Here is a 12709-nt window from a genome sequence, read left to right as displayed (position 1 = left end):
ATTGATTTTTTCAATTCTTTACCGCCTACGGCGACTACCGAGCCGGTTGATCCACGTTGCCACGATCCCATGCTGTTCAACACTTCACGAGGAGAGGTACATGGACGCACCAGTCATAGTGGTCGGCGCCGGACCGGCCGGACTCATGCTCGCCGGTGAGCTACGTCTCGCGGGAGTGGACGTCATCGTCGTCGAACGACTCGAGAATCCCACCGGCGAATCCCGTGGACTTGGTTTCACGTCACGAACCATGGAAGTGTTCGACCAGCGGGGTCTGCTGCCACGGTTCGGTGAGATCGAAACCAGCAATCAGGGGCATTTCGGCGGTATCCCGGTTGATTTCGGCGTTCTCGAGGGTGCCCACCAGGCCGCCAAGACCATCCCGCAATCCACCACGGAATCGGTGCTCGAGGACTGGGCGCGCGAGCTGGGGACCGACATTCGCCGAGGAAACGAACTCGTCTCGTTCCAGGACGAGGGGGACGAGGTATCCGTCACGGTTCGTTCCCCGGAGGGTGAGCAGACTCTGCGCACCGGCTGGCTCGTCGGTTGCGACGGTGGTAGAAGCACCGTCCGGAAGGCAGCGGGATTCGACTTCCCCGGAACCGCGGCCACGATGGAAATGTTCCTGGCCGATCTGCGCGGTGTCGAACTGGAACCACGAATGATCGGGGAATCGCTTCCCGGCGGCATGGTTATGGTTGGGCAGCTGCCCGGCGGAGTGACGCGGATCATCGTCTGCGAACGCGACAGGCCCCCGCAGCGCCGCAGCGAGTCGCCTCCGTTCGCCGAGGTCGCCGATGCCTGGAAGAGATTGACCGGCATCGACATCTCTCACGCCGAACCGGTGTGGGTCAGCGCGTTCGGGGACGCCACCCGGCAGGTGACCGAGTACCGCCGTGGCCGGGTACTGCTCTCCGGCGATGCGGCACACATCCACCTCCCCGCCGGGGGCCAGGGCATGAACGCCAGCATCCAGGACTCGGTCAATCTCGGCTGGAAGCTCGCTGCCGTGATCGGTGGTACCGCTCCGCTCGAGCTGCTTGACACCTATCACGACGAGCGGCACGCGGTGGGACGACGCCTGTTGATGAACACCCAGGCCCAGGGATTGCTGTTTCTCAGTGGCCCGGAGATGCAGCCGCTGCGGGACGTCTTCTCCGAACTGGTCCAGTACGACGAGGTCAGCCGCTACTTCGCCGCGATGGTCAGCGGCCTGGACATCCGCTACGACGTCGGGAACGGCAGCCATCCCCTGCTCGGGTTACGCATGCCGCGATTGGAACTGGCGAGGAACGGTAGCCGTACCAGCAGCACGGAACTGCTGCACCGGGGACGCGGGGTTCTGCTCGACCTCACCGACAACTCGGTGCTCCGCAGTCGAGCCTCGGGCTGGTCCGACCGCATCGACGTCGTTACCGCGACCGCGGACGAATTGTCGGACGACAGTCCGCTGGCCTCCACCACGGCGATCCTCATCCGGCCAGACGGCTACGTCGTCTGGGCGGCTCCGGGCAGTCACCACGACCTGCCCACGGCGCTGGATCGCTGGTTCGGCCCAGCCAGGTAAGTCACGGACAAGGAGAAACAGGATGCACAGCACGTTGATCGTGGCTCGGATGGAGCCACAGTCCGCGGAAGAGGTCGCCGAACTCTTCTCCGCGTTCGACGAGAGCGACATGCCGCACCGGATGGGAACTCGCCGGCGCCAGCTTTTCACCTACAGGGGACTTTACTTCCACTTGCAGGACTTCGACTCGGACGACGGCGGTGAACGGATCGAGTCGGCCAAGAACGACCAGCGATTCGTGGACATCAGCGAGAACCTCAAGCCCCACATCAACGCCTACGACCCTTCCACCTGGCGCTCGCCGAAGGACGCGATGGCCGAGCGCTTCTACCACTGGAGCGCGCTGTGACCGAGGGACGTGTAGCGATTACCGGAATCGGGGTGACCGCGCCGGGCGCGGTGGGTACCAAGAACTTCTGGAGTCTGCTGAGCGACGGCCGCACGGCCACGCGACGCATCAGCTTCTTCGACCCATCCGATTTCCGTTCCCAGTGCGCGGCCGAGGTCGACTTCGATCCGGAGCAGGCCGGGCTCACCCCGCAGGAAACCAGGCGCATGGATCGGGCAGCGCAGTTCGCGGTCGTCACGGCACGAGAAGCGGCGGCGGACAGCGGACTTCCGTTCTCCGACGTGGATCCGTATCGCATCGGCGTGACCATCGGCAGTGCCGTCGGAGCTACCACGGGTCTGGACTGGGAGTACCGCACCGTCAGCGATGGCGGGCGACTGAAACTGGTCGACCACGAGTACGCGGTCCCACATCTGTACAACTACTTCGTTCCCAGCTCGTTCACCGCAGAAGTCGCCGGAGCACTGGGTGCGCAGGGTCCCAGCACTGTGGTGTCGACCGGGTGCACGTCGGGGCTCGACGCCGTCGGTCACGCCACCGAACTGATCCGGGAGGGCTCCGCCGACGTGATGATCGCGGGGGCGACCGACGCTCCCATCTCGCCGATCACGGTCGCCTGCTTCGACGCGATCAAGGCGACAACCCCGCGCAACCAGGATCCCGAGCACGCCTCACGTCCGTTCGACGGGACGCGCAGCGGATTCGTGCTGGGCGAGGGTGCCGCGGTATTCGTACTGGAGGACTTGGAAAGTGCCAGGAGCCGCGGTGCTCATGTCTACGCCGAGATCGCAGGCTATGCCTCCCGGTGCAACGCCTACCACATGACCGGGCTGCGTTCCGACGGTCGGGAGATGGCAGAGGCGATACGGGTCGCCATCGACGAGGCGCGAATGGCACCGGAGCGGATCGACTACGTCAACGCGCACGGCTCGGGCACCAAGCAGAACGACCGGCACGAAACCGCCGCCTTCAAGCGCAGCCTCGGCGAGCACGCGTATCGCGTCCCGGTGAGTTCGATCAAGTCGATGGTCGGCCACTCGCTGGGTGCCATCGGGTCGATCGAGGTGGCCGCTTCCGCGTTGGCCATCGAGCACGACGTGGTTCCACCGACCGCCAACCTGCACACGTCCGACCCGGAGTGCGATCTGGATTACGTACCGCTTGCAGCGCGCGAGCACCCGACCGACGCCGTCTTGTCGGTGGGGAGCGGCTTCGGCGGATTTCAGAGCGCCATGGTGCTCACCAGCCCGGAAAGGAGTGGGGCATGAACGGCAGGAACAGTAGCGTCGTCGTGACCGGCCTGGGAATCGCGGCACCCAACGGGCTCGGGAACCGGAACTATTGGGAATCCGTCCGCGAGGGTGTATCCGGTATAGGACGGATTTCCCACTTCGATCCGTCGCAGTATCCCTCCCGACTCGCCGGCGAGGTGAAGGGATTCGTCCCGGAAGAACACCTCACCAGCAGAATCATCTCGCAAACCGATCGCATGACGCAGCTGGCTCTGGTGGGTACCGACTGCGCTTTCGCCGACGCGAGAACACAACCGAGCGAGTTCGACGAGTACGAGATGGGGGTGGTGACCGCCAGCTCGTCCGGTGGTTTCGAGTTCGGTGAGAACGAACTGCGAAATCTCTGGAGTCAGGGAGGGCAATACGTCAGCGCGTACCAATCCTTCGCCTGGTTCTACGCGGTAAACAGCGGTCAGATCTCGATCCGCAACGGCATGCGCGGCCCCAGCGGGGTGGTCGTCAGTGACCAGGCCGGGGGGCTGGACGCCATCGCCCAGGCGAGGCGCCAAATCCGCAAGGGCACGCGGATGATCGTCTCGGGTGGTATCGACGCCTCGCTGTGCCCGTGGGGTTGGACCGCTCAGCTGACAAGCCGGAGGTTGAGCACCAGCAGCGACCCGAATCGGGCGTACCTCCCCTTCGACGCGGAAGCCGCGGGACACGTGCCCGGCGAAGGCGGGGCGCTGGTCATCATGGAGGATCTCGCCAGCGCCCACGAGCGACGTGCGCCGAACGTCTACGGCGAGATCTCGGGGTACGCAGCCACCATCGACCCCGGAGCCGGGGTGGAGAGCGCGACCAGTCTGCAGAAGGCGATCGAGCAGGCACTCCGTAACGCGGACGCGGATCCTGCCGAGATCGACCTCGTGTTCGCCGACGCGGCCGCGGTGCCCGAACTGGACCGGGCGGAGGCCGAGGCCCTCACCAAGGTGTTCGGTGTCCGCGGAGTCCCGGTAACCGCTCCGAAGACGACGACCGGGCGACTCGGTTCCGGGGCCGCCTCGTTGGACGTTGCCACTGCTTTCCTCGCGATGCGGGACGGCGTCATCCCTCCGACGCCGAATGTCCGCATCGCCGACGAATACGACATCGACCTGGTGTCGGAAAAGCGCGAGTCGAGGGCAGGTGTCCGTAACTGCCTGGTGATCGCCCGGGGAATCGGCGGCTTCAACTCCGCAATGGTCCTGCGGGATTCAAACCAGTCCTCCGGACGGTGAAGTCCGGAAACAACAATGTTCACAACAATTAGGAGATTCCGAATGTCGACCACCGAATTCACAGTCGAAGACCTGAAGCGGATCCTTCGTGAGGCAGCCGGCAGCGGCGACGGTGTAAGTCTCGACGGCGACATACTCGACATCGACTTCGAGGTGCTCGGCTACGACTCGTTGGCCCTGCTCGAAACCGGCGGGCGGATCGAGCGGGAATACGAGATCTCACTCGACGAATCCGCGATCAGCGAAGCTGAGACACCCCGCGCTTTGGTCGAAGCCGTCAACAACGACCTGGGGCTGGCACAGGCAGACCCGGTCTCCTGACCACGGCACTCCAAATCCCGCACCAGCCGCTGCCGCCGCAGGCTGCGGCAGCGGCACCCCGCAGCAACCGTTCCACGGGAGTAGGCATGACACAGCAGGAACAACGGACCGCGATCGTCACCGGGGGCACCAGCGGCATCGGCCTTTCGTCGACCAAATTGCTGGCTCGGCAGAACCACCAGGTGTTCATCTGTGCTCGCGACCAGGAGAACTTGTCCGCGACGCTCAAAGAACTCCGGCAGGAGGGGCTGAACGTGGACGGCGCCGCGTGCGATGTGCGCTCGGCGGAGGACGTGAACAGCTTGGTGCGGCAGGCGGTGGACCGGTTCGGGGAGATCGACGTGCTGGTCAACAACGCCGGGCGTTCCGGCGGTGGGGTGACGGCGGATATCGCCGACGAGCTGTGGTTCGACGTCGTCGAGACCAACCTGAACAGTGTGTTCCGGATGACTCGTGAGGTGCTCAACACCGGCGGCATGCGGCACAAGAGCTGGGGGCGGATCGTCAACATCGCCTCCACGGCGGGCAAGCAGGGCGTGGTTCTGGGCGCTCCCTACTCGGCCTCCAAACACGGTGTGGTCGGGCTGACCAAAGCGCTGGGCAAGGAACTCGCCCAGACGGGCATCACGGTGAACGCGGTCTGCCCCGGGTACGTGGAGACCCCGATGGCCGAGCGAGTGCGGCAGGGTTACGCGGCCGCGTACGACACCACCGAGGAACAGGTCCTGTCCCAGTTCCAGGCCAAGATTCCACTCGGCCGGTACTCGACCCCTGACGAGGTCGCCGGGCTGGTCGGATACCTGGTTACCGACACCGCGGCTTCCATCACGGCACAAGCGCTCAACGTCTGCGGCGCTCTCGGCAACTTCTGATCTCATCCGCAGGAGAGGACTACCACCATGACCAAACGCGAAGTCGAGCACGAGATCACCGTCGATGCCCCGGCTGCCGAGGTGTACCGGCTGATCGCGGAAGTGGAGAACTGGCCGCAGATCTTCCCTCCTTCGGTGTACGTCGACTACGCCGATCGCGGTGAGACCGAGGAACGCATCCGGATATGGGCAACCGCCAACGGTGCGGCGAAGAACTGGGTCTCGAAGCGCGTCCTCGACCCGGAGAACATGTCGATCTCCTTCCGGCAGGAGACCCCGGCACATCCGGTCGCCGAGATGGGCGGTACGTGGATCATCGAACAACGGAGCGAGCGCTCCTCGCTGGTGCGGCTGCTGCACGACTACCGGGCAGTCGACGACGATCGAGAGCACCTGGAGTGGATCGACCAGGCCGTTGACCGCAACAGTCGTTCGGAACTGGCTTCGTTGAAGGAGAACGTCGAACTCGCCACCAACGAGGACCTGTACATGTCCTTCGAGGACAGCATGGACATAAGCGGTTCGGCAAAGGACGTCTACGACTTCCTCAACGAGGCCCGACTGTGGGAGGAACGGCTTCCCCACGTGGCCACGGTGAGCATGACCGAGGATTCACCCGGTGTGCAGTTGCTGCGCATGGACACCAGGACGAAGGACGGTTCGACGCACACCACCGAGTCCGTACGGGTCTGTTTCCCGAATCACAAGATCACTTATAAGCAGACGACCGTTCCGCCGCTGATGACGGTGCACACCGGCTGCTGGACGCTCGAGGAGAACGAGGACGGCACAACGATCGCCACGTCACAGCACACCGTTGTGATCAACGCGGACAACATCGCCGGAATCCTCGGTGATGACGCCGGAGTCACCGAAGCACGCACGTTCATCAGGAACGCGCTGGGCGGGAACAGCAGGGCGACCCTGGGGTACGCCAAGGAACACGCGGAAGCACGGCGCTAGAACGATGGCCACGTACGTCAATCAGCGAACGGACGAGTCGGACGCGGACGTCGTGATCGTCGGTGCCGGTCCGGTCGGGCTGTTCCTCGCCTGCGAACTGCGGGCCAACGGAACGGGAGTCACCGTTCTGGAGCAGCTAACCGAGCCCACTACCGAGTCGCGGGCCTCCACACTGCACGCGCGCACCATGGAGCTGTTCGACGAGCGTGGGTTACTCGAAGAGTTGGGCCCACCCCCGCGGGGCGGGGCCGGCCACTTCGGCGGCATCCCGCTCGACCTGACAGCCGCAGCTCCGGAAAACCCCCACTCGGGCCAGTGGAAGGCACCGCAGACCCGTATCGAGGCGGTACTGCAGGACCGCGCCATCGCCATGGGCGCGAGGATAAGGCGTGGCCACCGGGTCGACGGAGTCGTCGATCGCTCGGACCACGTGGATGTCGAAGTGAAGGGGCCCGACGGGGCTGAGCTGCGGTTCCGCCCGTCCTACCTGGTCGGTTGCGACGGGGAGCGGAGCACGGTACGACGCCTCACGGGTTTCGACTTCCCCGGAAGCTCGGCGACCAAGGAACTGCTCCGCGCCGATGTCGAGGCCATCGACATTCCCAACCGGCGATTCGAACGGCATCCGAACGGACTGGCGATCGCTTCGCGCGGTCCGGACGGAATCACTCGCGTCATGGTGCACGAGTACGGACGCGAACCCGAGCACCGTGGAACGGAACCCGACTTCGAGGAGGTGGTGCAAGCCTGGTGGCGGGTCACCGGCGAGGACATCAGCACCGGTGTGCCCGTTTGGGTAAATGCCTTCGGCAACGCCAACCGCCAGGTGAACCACTACCGACTGGGACGGGTGCTGCTCGCCGGGGACGCGGCTCACGTGCAGTTGCCCACCGGTGGACAGGCCATCAACCTCGGTCTGCAGGACGCCGCCGATCTCGGTGGGAAGTTGGCGGCGCAGTTCGTCGGGAACCCCGATCCAGCCCTGCTGGACTCCTATCACGAGACCAGGCATCCGGTCGGAAAACGTGCCCTGACGAACATCGAGGCACAGGCGCAGCTGCTGCTCGGCGGGCCCGAGGTCGAAGCCCTGCGCGAGGTCGTCGGCGAACTCATGGAGCTGGGGACAGCGCGTCGTCATCTGGCAACCATGATCAGCGGACTGGACACCCCTTACCCGGCCCGAGAGACGCGACAACGGCGCGACACGGAATCGACACCTTCCAGGCAGAGGAGCACCGCGATGGGCAAGCTCAGCGAAAAGACCGCACTCGTAACGGGATCCAGTCGAGGAATAGGTCGGGCGACCGCGATTCTGCTGGCTCGGGAGGGCGCACTTGTGGCCGTGCATTGCGCGAACAACCGTACGGCAGCGGACGAGGTCGTGGCCGAGATCGAGAAGGAAGGTGGGCGCGCGTTCGCCGTGCAGGCCGAACTCGGTGTAACCGGCGACATCCACGAGCTCTTCCTCGCACTGGAACACGGACTGAAGGAACGTACCGGCAGCACCGACCTCAACATCCTGGTCAACAATGCCGGTGTGATGGGTGGTGTGGCTCCCGAGGAACTCACCTCAGAGCAGTTCGACCGGCTCTACACCGTCAATGCCAAGGCACCGTTCTTCATCGTCCAACGCGCGTTGGAGAACATGCCCGACGGCGGTCGCATCATCAACATCTCCTCCGGGCTCACCAAGTTCGCGAACCCGCAGGAGGTCGCGTACGCGATGACCAAGGGTGCGGTCGATCAGATCACGCTGCACTACGCCAAACACCTGGGCAGCCGCGGTATCACCGTGAACAGTGTGGGCCCCGGCATCACCAACAACGGCACCGAGGTGTTCGACATCCCCGAGGCCGTGGAGCAGATGGCAGCGCTGTCGGTGTTCAACCGTGTGGGTGAGGGAGACGATGTCGCGTCAGCCGTGGCGTTCCTCGCCAGTGACGACGCTCGCTGGATCACCGGCTCCTACATCGACGCCAGCGGGGGAACGCTGCTGGGGGGTTGATTCGGCCCCGCCGGTCTCGCAGCGGACGGGCCGGCCGAGGCCTCGCACCACGGCCGGCCCCTTCCCGAATCCCGACAACCTCGACATCCGCAAGGAACAGGCATGGAGGGTGCCACCGAAATGGTTACCAAACCCACCCCTCGGTCGGTCACGAAAGGAGGCTGGGACGCGCGGCTGTGGATGCTGCTCTTCGTGCTCTCCGGGAACATGCTCATCGATGCGCTCGAAGTCTCGGTGGTGTTGCCCGCTCTTCCCGGTATAGCCGACGATTTCGAGCTGCCGCTGTGGCAGGTTCAGCTGGTGATGAGCGGCTTCGCGCTCGGATTCGGCTCCCTCCTGCTGCTGGGACGGCGGGTGACCGCGTACTGGGGCAGGCGCCGGGTGTATCTGATCGCGCTGCTCGTCTTCGCCGCCGCCTCGTTGATCGGTGGATGGACCACCAGCTGGGCAGTACTCGTGCTGACCCGAATCGTGAAGGGCATGTGCGCCGCTCTCACCGCACCGGTGGGGCTGGCGATCATCAACGCGACCTTCTCCGAAGGACCGGACCAGCGGCGCGCGGTTTCGTTCTACTCCATGTTCGGGGCCGCGGGTTTCACCGGAGGACTGGTGTTGTCCGCGGCGCTGAACGCACTGAGCTGGCGTTGGCTGTTCGTGGTTCCGGCACTGGCAGCCCTGGTGCTGGCACCGTTCGCGGCACGACTGATCCCCGCACAGGCCCCCGCTCGGATCCGACCGCCCGGGCACGGACTTTCATCGACGGTCAACGGACCACTGGTCCGCTCGTCAGTCGGCGCTGCGGTGCTCAACGGGACGTATCTGAGCACGCTGTTGTTACTGACCTTCGAACTACGAGATCACTGGGACTGGGACAGATGGCAGGTCGCGCTGGCATTTCTGCCCGCTTGCCTGCCACTGGCGTTGTCCTCCCCGTTCACGGGAAGGATGGTCGAACGATTCGGCACCGGGTCGTTGATAGCCCTCGGGGCGATGGCCGCGACAGCGGGATACGCGTTCCGCCTGACTCCGCTCGCCGCTGAGTCCTACTCGGTCGGAGTGCTCCCCACGTTGCTGCTCGTCGGAGTCGGCTTCGTGCTCTCGTTCGGGGCGCTGAACATGCGGGCCACTTCCCGAGTACGTCCGCAGGACCGAGAACGAGCGGTTGCCATGTACCAGAGTGCGGTGCAGTTCTCGGCCGTAATCATGTTGTCCCTGGTAGCGGTAGTGCTGGCGGTGTCCGAGCAGGACCGCCCGGCTCTGCTGCTCATCACAGCTGTCGGAGTCGTCGGTGTGCTGGTCGCGGTATCCGGACGCGGATCCGACGAGGCAACACGGCAGGAAGGGTGATCGACGATGAACACGAGGAGCACAGCACGCGATCGCGCACCGTGCACGGATCCGGAGACGCTGCGCGCCACCGACATCGACGAACGCGTGGAAAGCATCGAGAGATTCCTCTGCCAGGAGGTGACCAGGGCCCTGGAACTTCCCTCCGAGCACAGTGTGGATCCTAGTAAGCCGTTGCACACCCAGGGAGTGGGCTCCATAGTGGCGCTCCGGCTCGAGCGGAGGATCCGGCTGCTCCTGCGCATCGACATCGGGGCGGTCCGGATCCTGCGGGCGTCAAGTGTGACCGAACTGGCCGCGTTGTGCGCGATGCGAATCGTGGATCCGTACCCGCTGAGGAGCGATCCCGAGGGTGTGAGCGACTCGGTGCCGTGGACGGACGGCGGGCGATTATGAGTCCGCATCGAAACGGAGCGGGATGGTTGCACCTGTGGCTGCTCCGGCAGCCGTGGACCGAACCGCCAGGGGCTCCGTTGCAGACCGGCGAGCTCGACGAGAGCGAGCGGCAACGCGCTTCGGCGTTCCTCCGGCCACACGACAGGCTCCTGTACCTCACCGCGCATATCGCCTTGAGACGTATCCTGGCCGCCTACCTGGACACCGTTCCCGGTGAGGTTCGCCTGAGCCGGACCTCCTGCCCCGCTTGCGGGGGGCTGCACGGCAAGCCGGTCATGGTCGGTACACCACTGCACTACTCGTTGTCGCACACCAGTGGTCTCGCGCTCTTCGGCGTGGCAACGGAACCGGTCGGAGTAGACGTGGAGGTGCTGCCCTCCGAGGAAACAGTGGAAATGTGCAGCCCTGCGCTGCACCCGGACGAACAAGCGGAACTGGCGCGATACCCGAGTGCACGGCGCCAGCTTCCCTTCGGACGCCTGTGGACGCGCAAGGAGGCCTACCTCAAGGGACTCGGCACCGGGCTCTGCCGTGACCTGGCAGCCGATTATTTGGGGAGGGCCGACGATGGTCCGGCTCCCTCCGCCCCGCCCGGGTGGGTGGTCGACAACATCGCCTGCGGCTCCGAACACGTCAATCACGTCGCAGCGGCAGCGGTGGTCGACGGTGTCAGCCGTCCCACCAACGCACGCTGGTTGCCGGCCGACTGCCTCTATTCCGCGTATTCGGCCGAATTGCTCGGAACGGACTTCCGCGTGGGCACGAAATCCTGATTTCCAACGCGTAACGGGTGGATTCAATTCCGAAACGGAGGAGCGACGATGCGGGAATGTGTCGACGAACTCGTCGAGAACAGGCGGTGGGTTCAGCAGGGACCTGATCCGAAGGCCACCGAACGACAGCACGCCAAGGGCAAGCAAACCGCGCGGGAGCGAATCGACTCGCTGCTGGACGAGGGAACCTTCCAGGAGTTGGAGCAGTTCCGGCGCCACCGCGCGAGCGGGTTCGGTCTGGAGCAGCGCAGGCCCTACACCGATGGCGTGGTAACCGGCTGGGGAACGGTGTACGGACGAACGGTGTTCGTCTACGCGCACGACTTCCGGATCTTCGGTGGCGCGCTCGGGGAAGCGCACGCACAGAAGATCCACAACCTCATGGACCGGGCCATCGCCGCCGGTGCACCTTTGGTCTCCCTCAACGACGGTGCGGGCGCGCGAATCCAGGAAGGCGTCACCGCACTGGCCGGTTACGGCGGTATCTTCAGCCGCAACACCAAGGCGTCCGGTGTCATCCCGCAGATCAGCGTGATGCTCGGGCCGTGCGCCGGTGGTGCGGCGTACTCCCCGGCGTTGACCGACTTCGTGTTCATGGTGCGGGACACCTCGCAGATGTTCATCACCGGACCCGACGTGGTCCAGTCCGTGACGGGTGAGGAGATCAGCCACGACGGCCTCGGCGGCGCCGATGTGCACGCGGGCACCTCGGGAGTGGCCCACTTCGCCTACGACGACGAGGAGACCTGCCTGGATGAGGTTCGATATCTGCTGTCGATGCTGCCCTCCAACAACCGCGAGCTGCCCCCCGTCGAGTCGACGGGGGACCCGGTCGACCGACGCAACGACTCTCTGGGTGACCTGGTGCCGGTCGACGGGAACCGTCCCTACGACGTCCGCGGGGTGATCGGTGAGGTCGTCGACGACGCGGACTACTTCGAGATCAGCCCCTCCTGGGCGGACAACGTGGTATGCGCGCTCGCCCGACTCGGGGGTGAGACGGTCGGCATCGTGGCGAACCAGCCGCAGTCACTGGCCGGGGTTCTGGACATCCACTCCAGTGAGAAGGCGGCGCGATTCGTCCAGTTCTGCGACTCGTTCAACATCCCGCTCATCACGCTGGTGGACGTCCCCGGCTTCCTCCCGGGGGTGGGACAGGAGCACGGCGGCATCATCCGGCACGGCGCGAAACTGCTCTACGCCTACTGCAACGCCACGGTGCCGCGGATCTCGCTGGTGCTGCGCAAGGCCTACGGTGGCGCCTACATCGTGATGGACTCGCGCTCCATCGGATCCGATGTCTCGCTGTCGTGGCCCACGAACGAGATCGCGGTCATGGGCGCGGAGGGGGCCGCCAACGTCATCTTCCGCAAGGAGATCGACGCCGCCGACGATCCCGAGAGCGTGCGGCAGCAACGCATCAAGGAGTACCGGGCGGATCTGATGCACCCGTACTACGCGGCCGAACGTGGTCTCGTCGACGACGTCATCGATCCCGGGGAGACACGACAGGTACTGGTCCGCTCCTTGGGGATGCTGCGAGCCAAGCACGCCGAACTACCGAGTCGCAAGCACGGCAACCAGCCACAGTGAGCCGGGTAATC

The 12709-nt window shown here is 65.2% G+C and carries 12 protein-coding genes; all 12 read left to right on the top strand.

The features are described from left to right. Positions 1 to 100 precede the first annotated feature (100 nt). The 12 genes from BLR41_RS08965 to BLR41_RS08910 all read left to right on the top strand — a co-directional run bounded on the left by BLR41_RS08965 (position 101) and on the right by BLR41_RS08910 (position 12698). Entirely contained in the window at positions 101 to 1570 is a 1470-nt protein-coding gene (locus BLR41_RS08965; protein WP_092627513.1) for an FAD-dependent monooxygenase, read from the top strand. A 22-nt stretch (positions 1571 to 1592) separates the two neighbouring features. Further along, positions 1593 to 1919 (top strand): TcmI family type II polyketide cyclase, encoded by a 327-nt coding sequence (locus BLR41_RS08960; protein ID WP_092627512.1) that lies wholly within the window; start codon positions 1593 to 1595, stop codon positions 1917 to 1919. Then, entirely contained in the window at positions 1916 to 3187 is a 1272-nt protein-coding gene (locus BLR41_RS08955; protein WP_092627511.1) for a beta-ketoacyl-[acyl-carrier-protein] synthase family protein, read from the top strand. Before BLR41_RS08960 ends, BLR41_RS08955 begins: the two co-directional genes overlap by 4 nt. Next, the gene (locus BLR41_RS08950) at positions 3184 to 4428 is read left to right on the top strand and encodes a ketosynthase chain-length factor (RefSeq protein ID WP_092627510.1); all 1245 of its coding nucleotides are present in this window, start codon (positions 3184 to 3186) and stop codon (positions 4426 to 4428) included. Before BLR41_RS08955 ends, BLR41_RS08950 begins: the two co-directional genes overlap by 4 nt. A gap of 42 nt (positions 4429 to 4470) precedes the next feature. Further along, a complete protein-coding gene (locus tag BLR41_RS08945; RefSeq protein WP_092627509.1) occupies positions 4471 to 4749 on the top strand; it encodes an acyl carrier protein in 279 nt (92 codons plus the stop codon). Positions 4750 to 4835: 86 nt separating this feature from the next. Continuing rightward, positions 4836 to 5621 carry a 3-oxoacyl-ACP reductase FabG gene (fabG, locus tag BLR41_RS08940; RefSeq protein ID WP_092627508.1) on the top strand — a complete coding sequence of 262 codons (786 nt, stop codon included), beginning with the start codon at positions 4836 to 4838 and terminating at the stop codon, positions 5619 to 5621. Positions 5622 to 5648: 27 nt separating this feature from the next. Next, positions 5649 to 6584, top strand: a complete 936-nt coding sequence (locus tag BLR41_RS08935; protein WP_092627507.1) for an aromatase/cyclase — start codon at positions 5649 to 5651, stop codon at positions 6582 to 6584. A gap of 4 nt (positions 6585 to 6588) precedes the next feature. Further along, on the top strand, positions 6589 to 8589 hold the full coding sequence (locus BLR41_RS08930; RefSeq protein ID WP_092627506.1) for an SDR family oxidoreductase: 2001 nt from the start codon (positions 6589 to 6591) through the stop codon (positions 8587 to 8589). Positions 8590 to 8691: 102 nt separating this feature from the next. Further along, on the top strand, positions 8692 to 9936 hold the full coding sequence (locus tag BLR41_RS08925) for an MFS transporter (RefSeq protein ID WP_245694010.1): 1245 nt from the start codon (positions 8692 to 8694) through the stop codon (positions 9934 to 9936). 6 nt (positions 9937 to 9942) lie between these two features. Continuing rightward, positions 9943 to 10332 (top strand): phosphopantetheine-binding protein, encoded by a 390-nt coding sequence (locus BLR41_RS08920; protein ID WP_092627505.1) that lies wholly within the window; start codon positions 9943 to 9945, stop codon positions 10330 to 10332. After that, positions 10329 to 11105, top strand: a complete 777-nt coding sequence (locus tag BLR41_RS08915; RefSeq protein ID WP_092627504.1) for a 4'-phosphopantetheinyl transferase family protein — start codon at positions 10329 to 10331, stop codon at positions 11103 to 11105. Before BLR41_RS08920 ends, BLR41_RS08915 begins: the two co-directional genes overlap by 4 nt. Positions 11106 to 11153: 48 nt before the next feature. After that, a complete protein-coding gene (locus tag BLR41_RS08910; RefSeq protein WP_092627503.1) occupies positions 11154 to 12698 on the top strand; it encodes an acyl-CoA carboxylase subunit beta in 1545 nt (514 codons plus the stop codon). Positions 12699 to 12709: the final 11 nt, after the last annotated feature.

Source organism: Actinopolyspora mzabensis, assembly GCF_900101095.1.
Lineage (GTDB): Bacteria > Actinomycetota > Actinomycetes > Mycobacteriales > Pseudonocardiaceae > Actinopolyspora > Actinopolyspora mzabensis.
Note: the sequence above shows the minus strand (reverse complement) of the source record. Positions and strands in the feature narration are given on the sequence as shown.

Excerpts from the sequence above, each read along its gene's own strand:
- BLR41_RS08965 (WP_092627513.1), top strand. The coding sequence starts at position 101 with ATGGACGCACCAGTCATAGTGGTCGGCGCCGGACCGGCCGGACTCATG.
- BLR41_RS08925 (WP_245694010.1), top strand. The coding sequence starts at position 8,692 with ATGGAGGGTGCCACCGAAATGGTTACCAAACCCACCCCTCGGTCGGTC.
- BLR41_RS08935 (WP_092627507.1), top strand. The coding sequence starts at position 5,649 with ATGACCAAACGCGAAGTCGAGCACGAGATCACCGTCGATGCCCCGGCT.
- fabG (WP_092627508.1), top strand. The coding sequence starts at position 4,836 with ATGACACAGCAGGAACAACGGACCGCGATCGTCACCGGGGGCACCAGC.
- BLR41_RS08910 (WP_092627503.1), top strand. The coding sequence starts at position 11,154 with ATGCGGGAATGTGTCGACGAACTCGTCGAGAACAGGCGGTGGGTTCAG.
- BLR41_RS08960 (WP_092627512.1), top strand. The coding sequence starts at position 1,593 with ATGCACAGCACGTTGATCGTGGCTCGGATGGAGCCACAGTCCGCGGAA.
- BLR41_RS08920 (WP_092627505.1), top strand. The coding sequence starts at position 9,943 with ATGAACACGAGGAGCACAGCACGCGATCGCGCACCGTGCACGGATCCG.
- BLR41_RS08930 (WP_092627506.1), top strand. The coding sequence starts at position 6,589 with ATGGCCACGTACGTCAATCAGCGAACGGACGAGTCGGACGCGGACGTC.
- BLR41_RS08950 (WP_092627510.1), top strand. The coding sequence starts at position 3,184 with ATGAACGGCAGGAACAGTAGCGTCGTCGTGACCGGCCTGGGAATCGCG.
- BLR41_RS08915 (WP_092627504.1), top strand. The coding sequence starts at position 10,329 with ATGAGTCCGCATCGAAACGGAGCGGGATGGTTGCACCTGTGGCTGCTC.
- BLR41_RS08945 (WP_092627509.1), top strand. The coding sequence starts at position 4,471 with ATGTCGACCACCGAATTCACAGTCGAAGACCTGAAGCGGATCCTTCGT.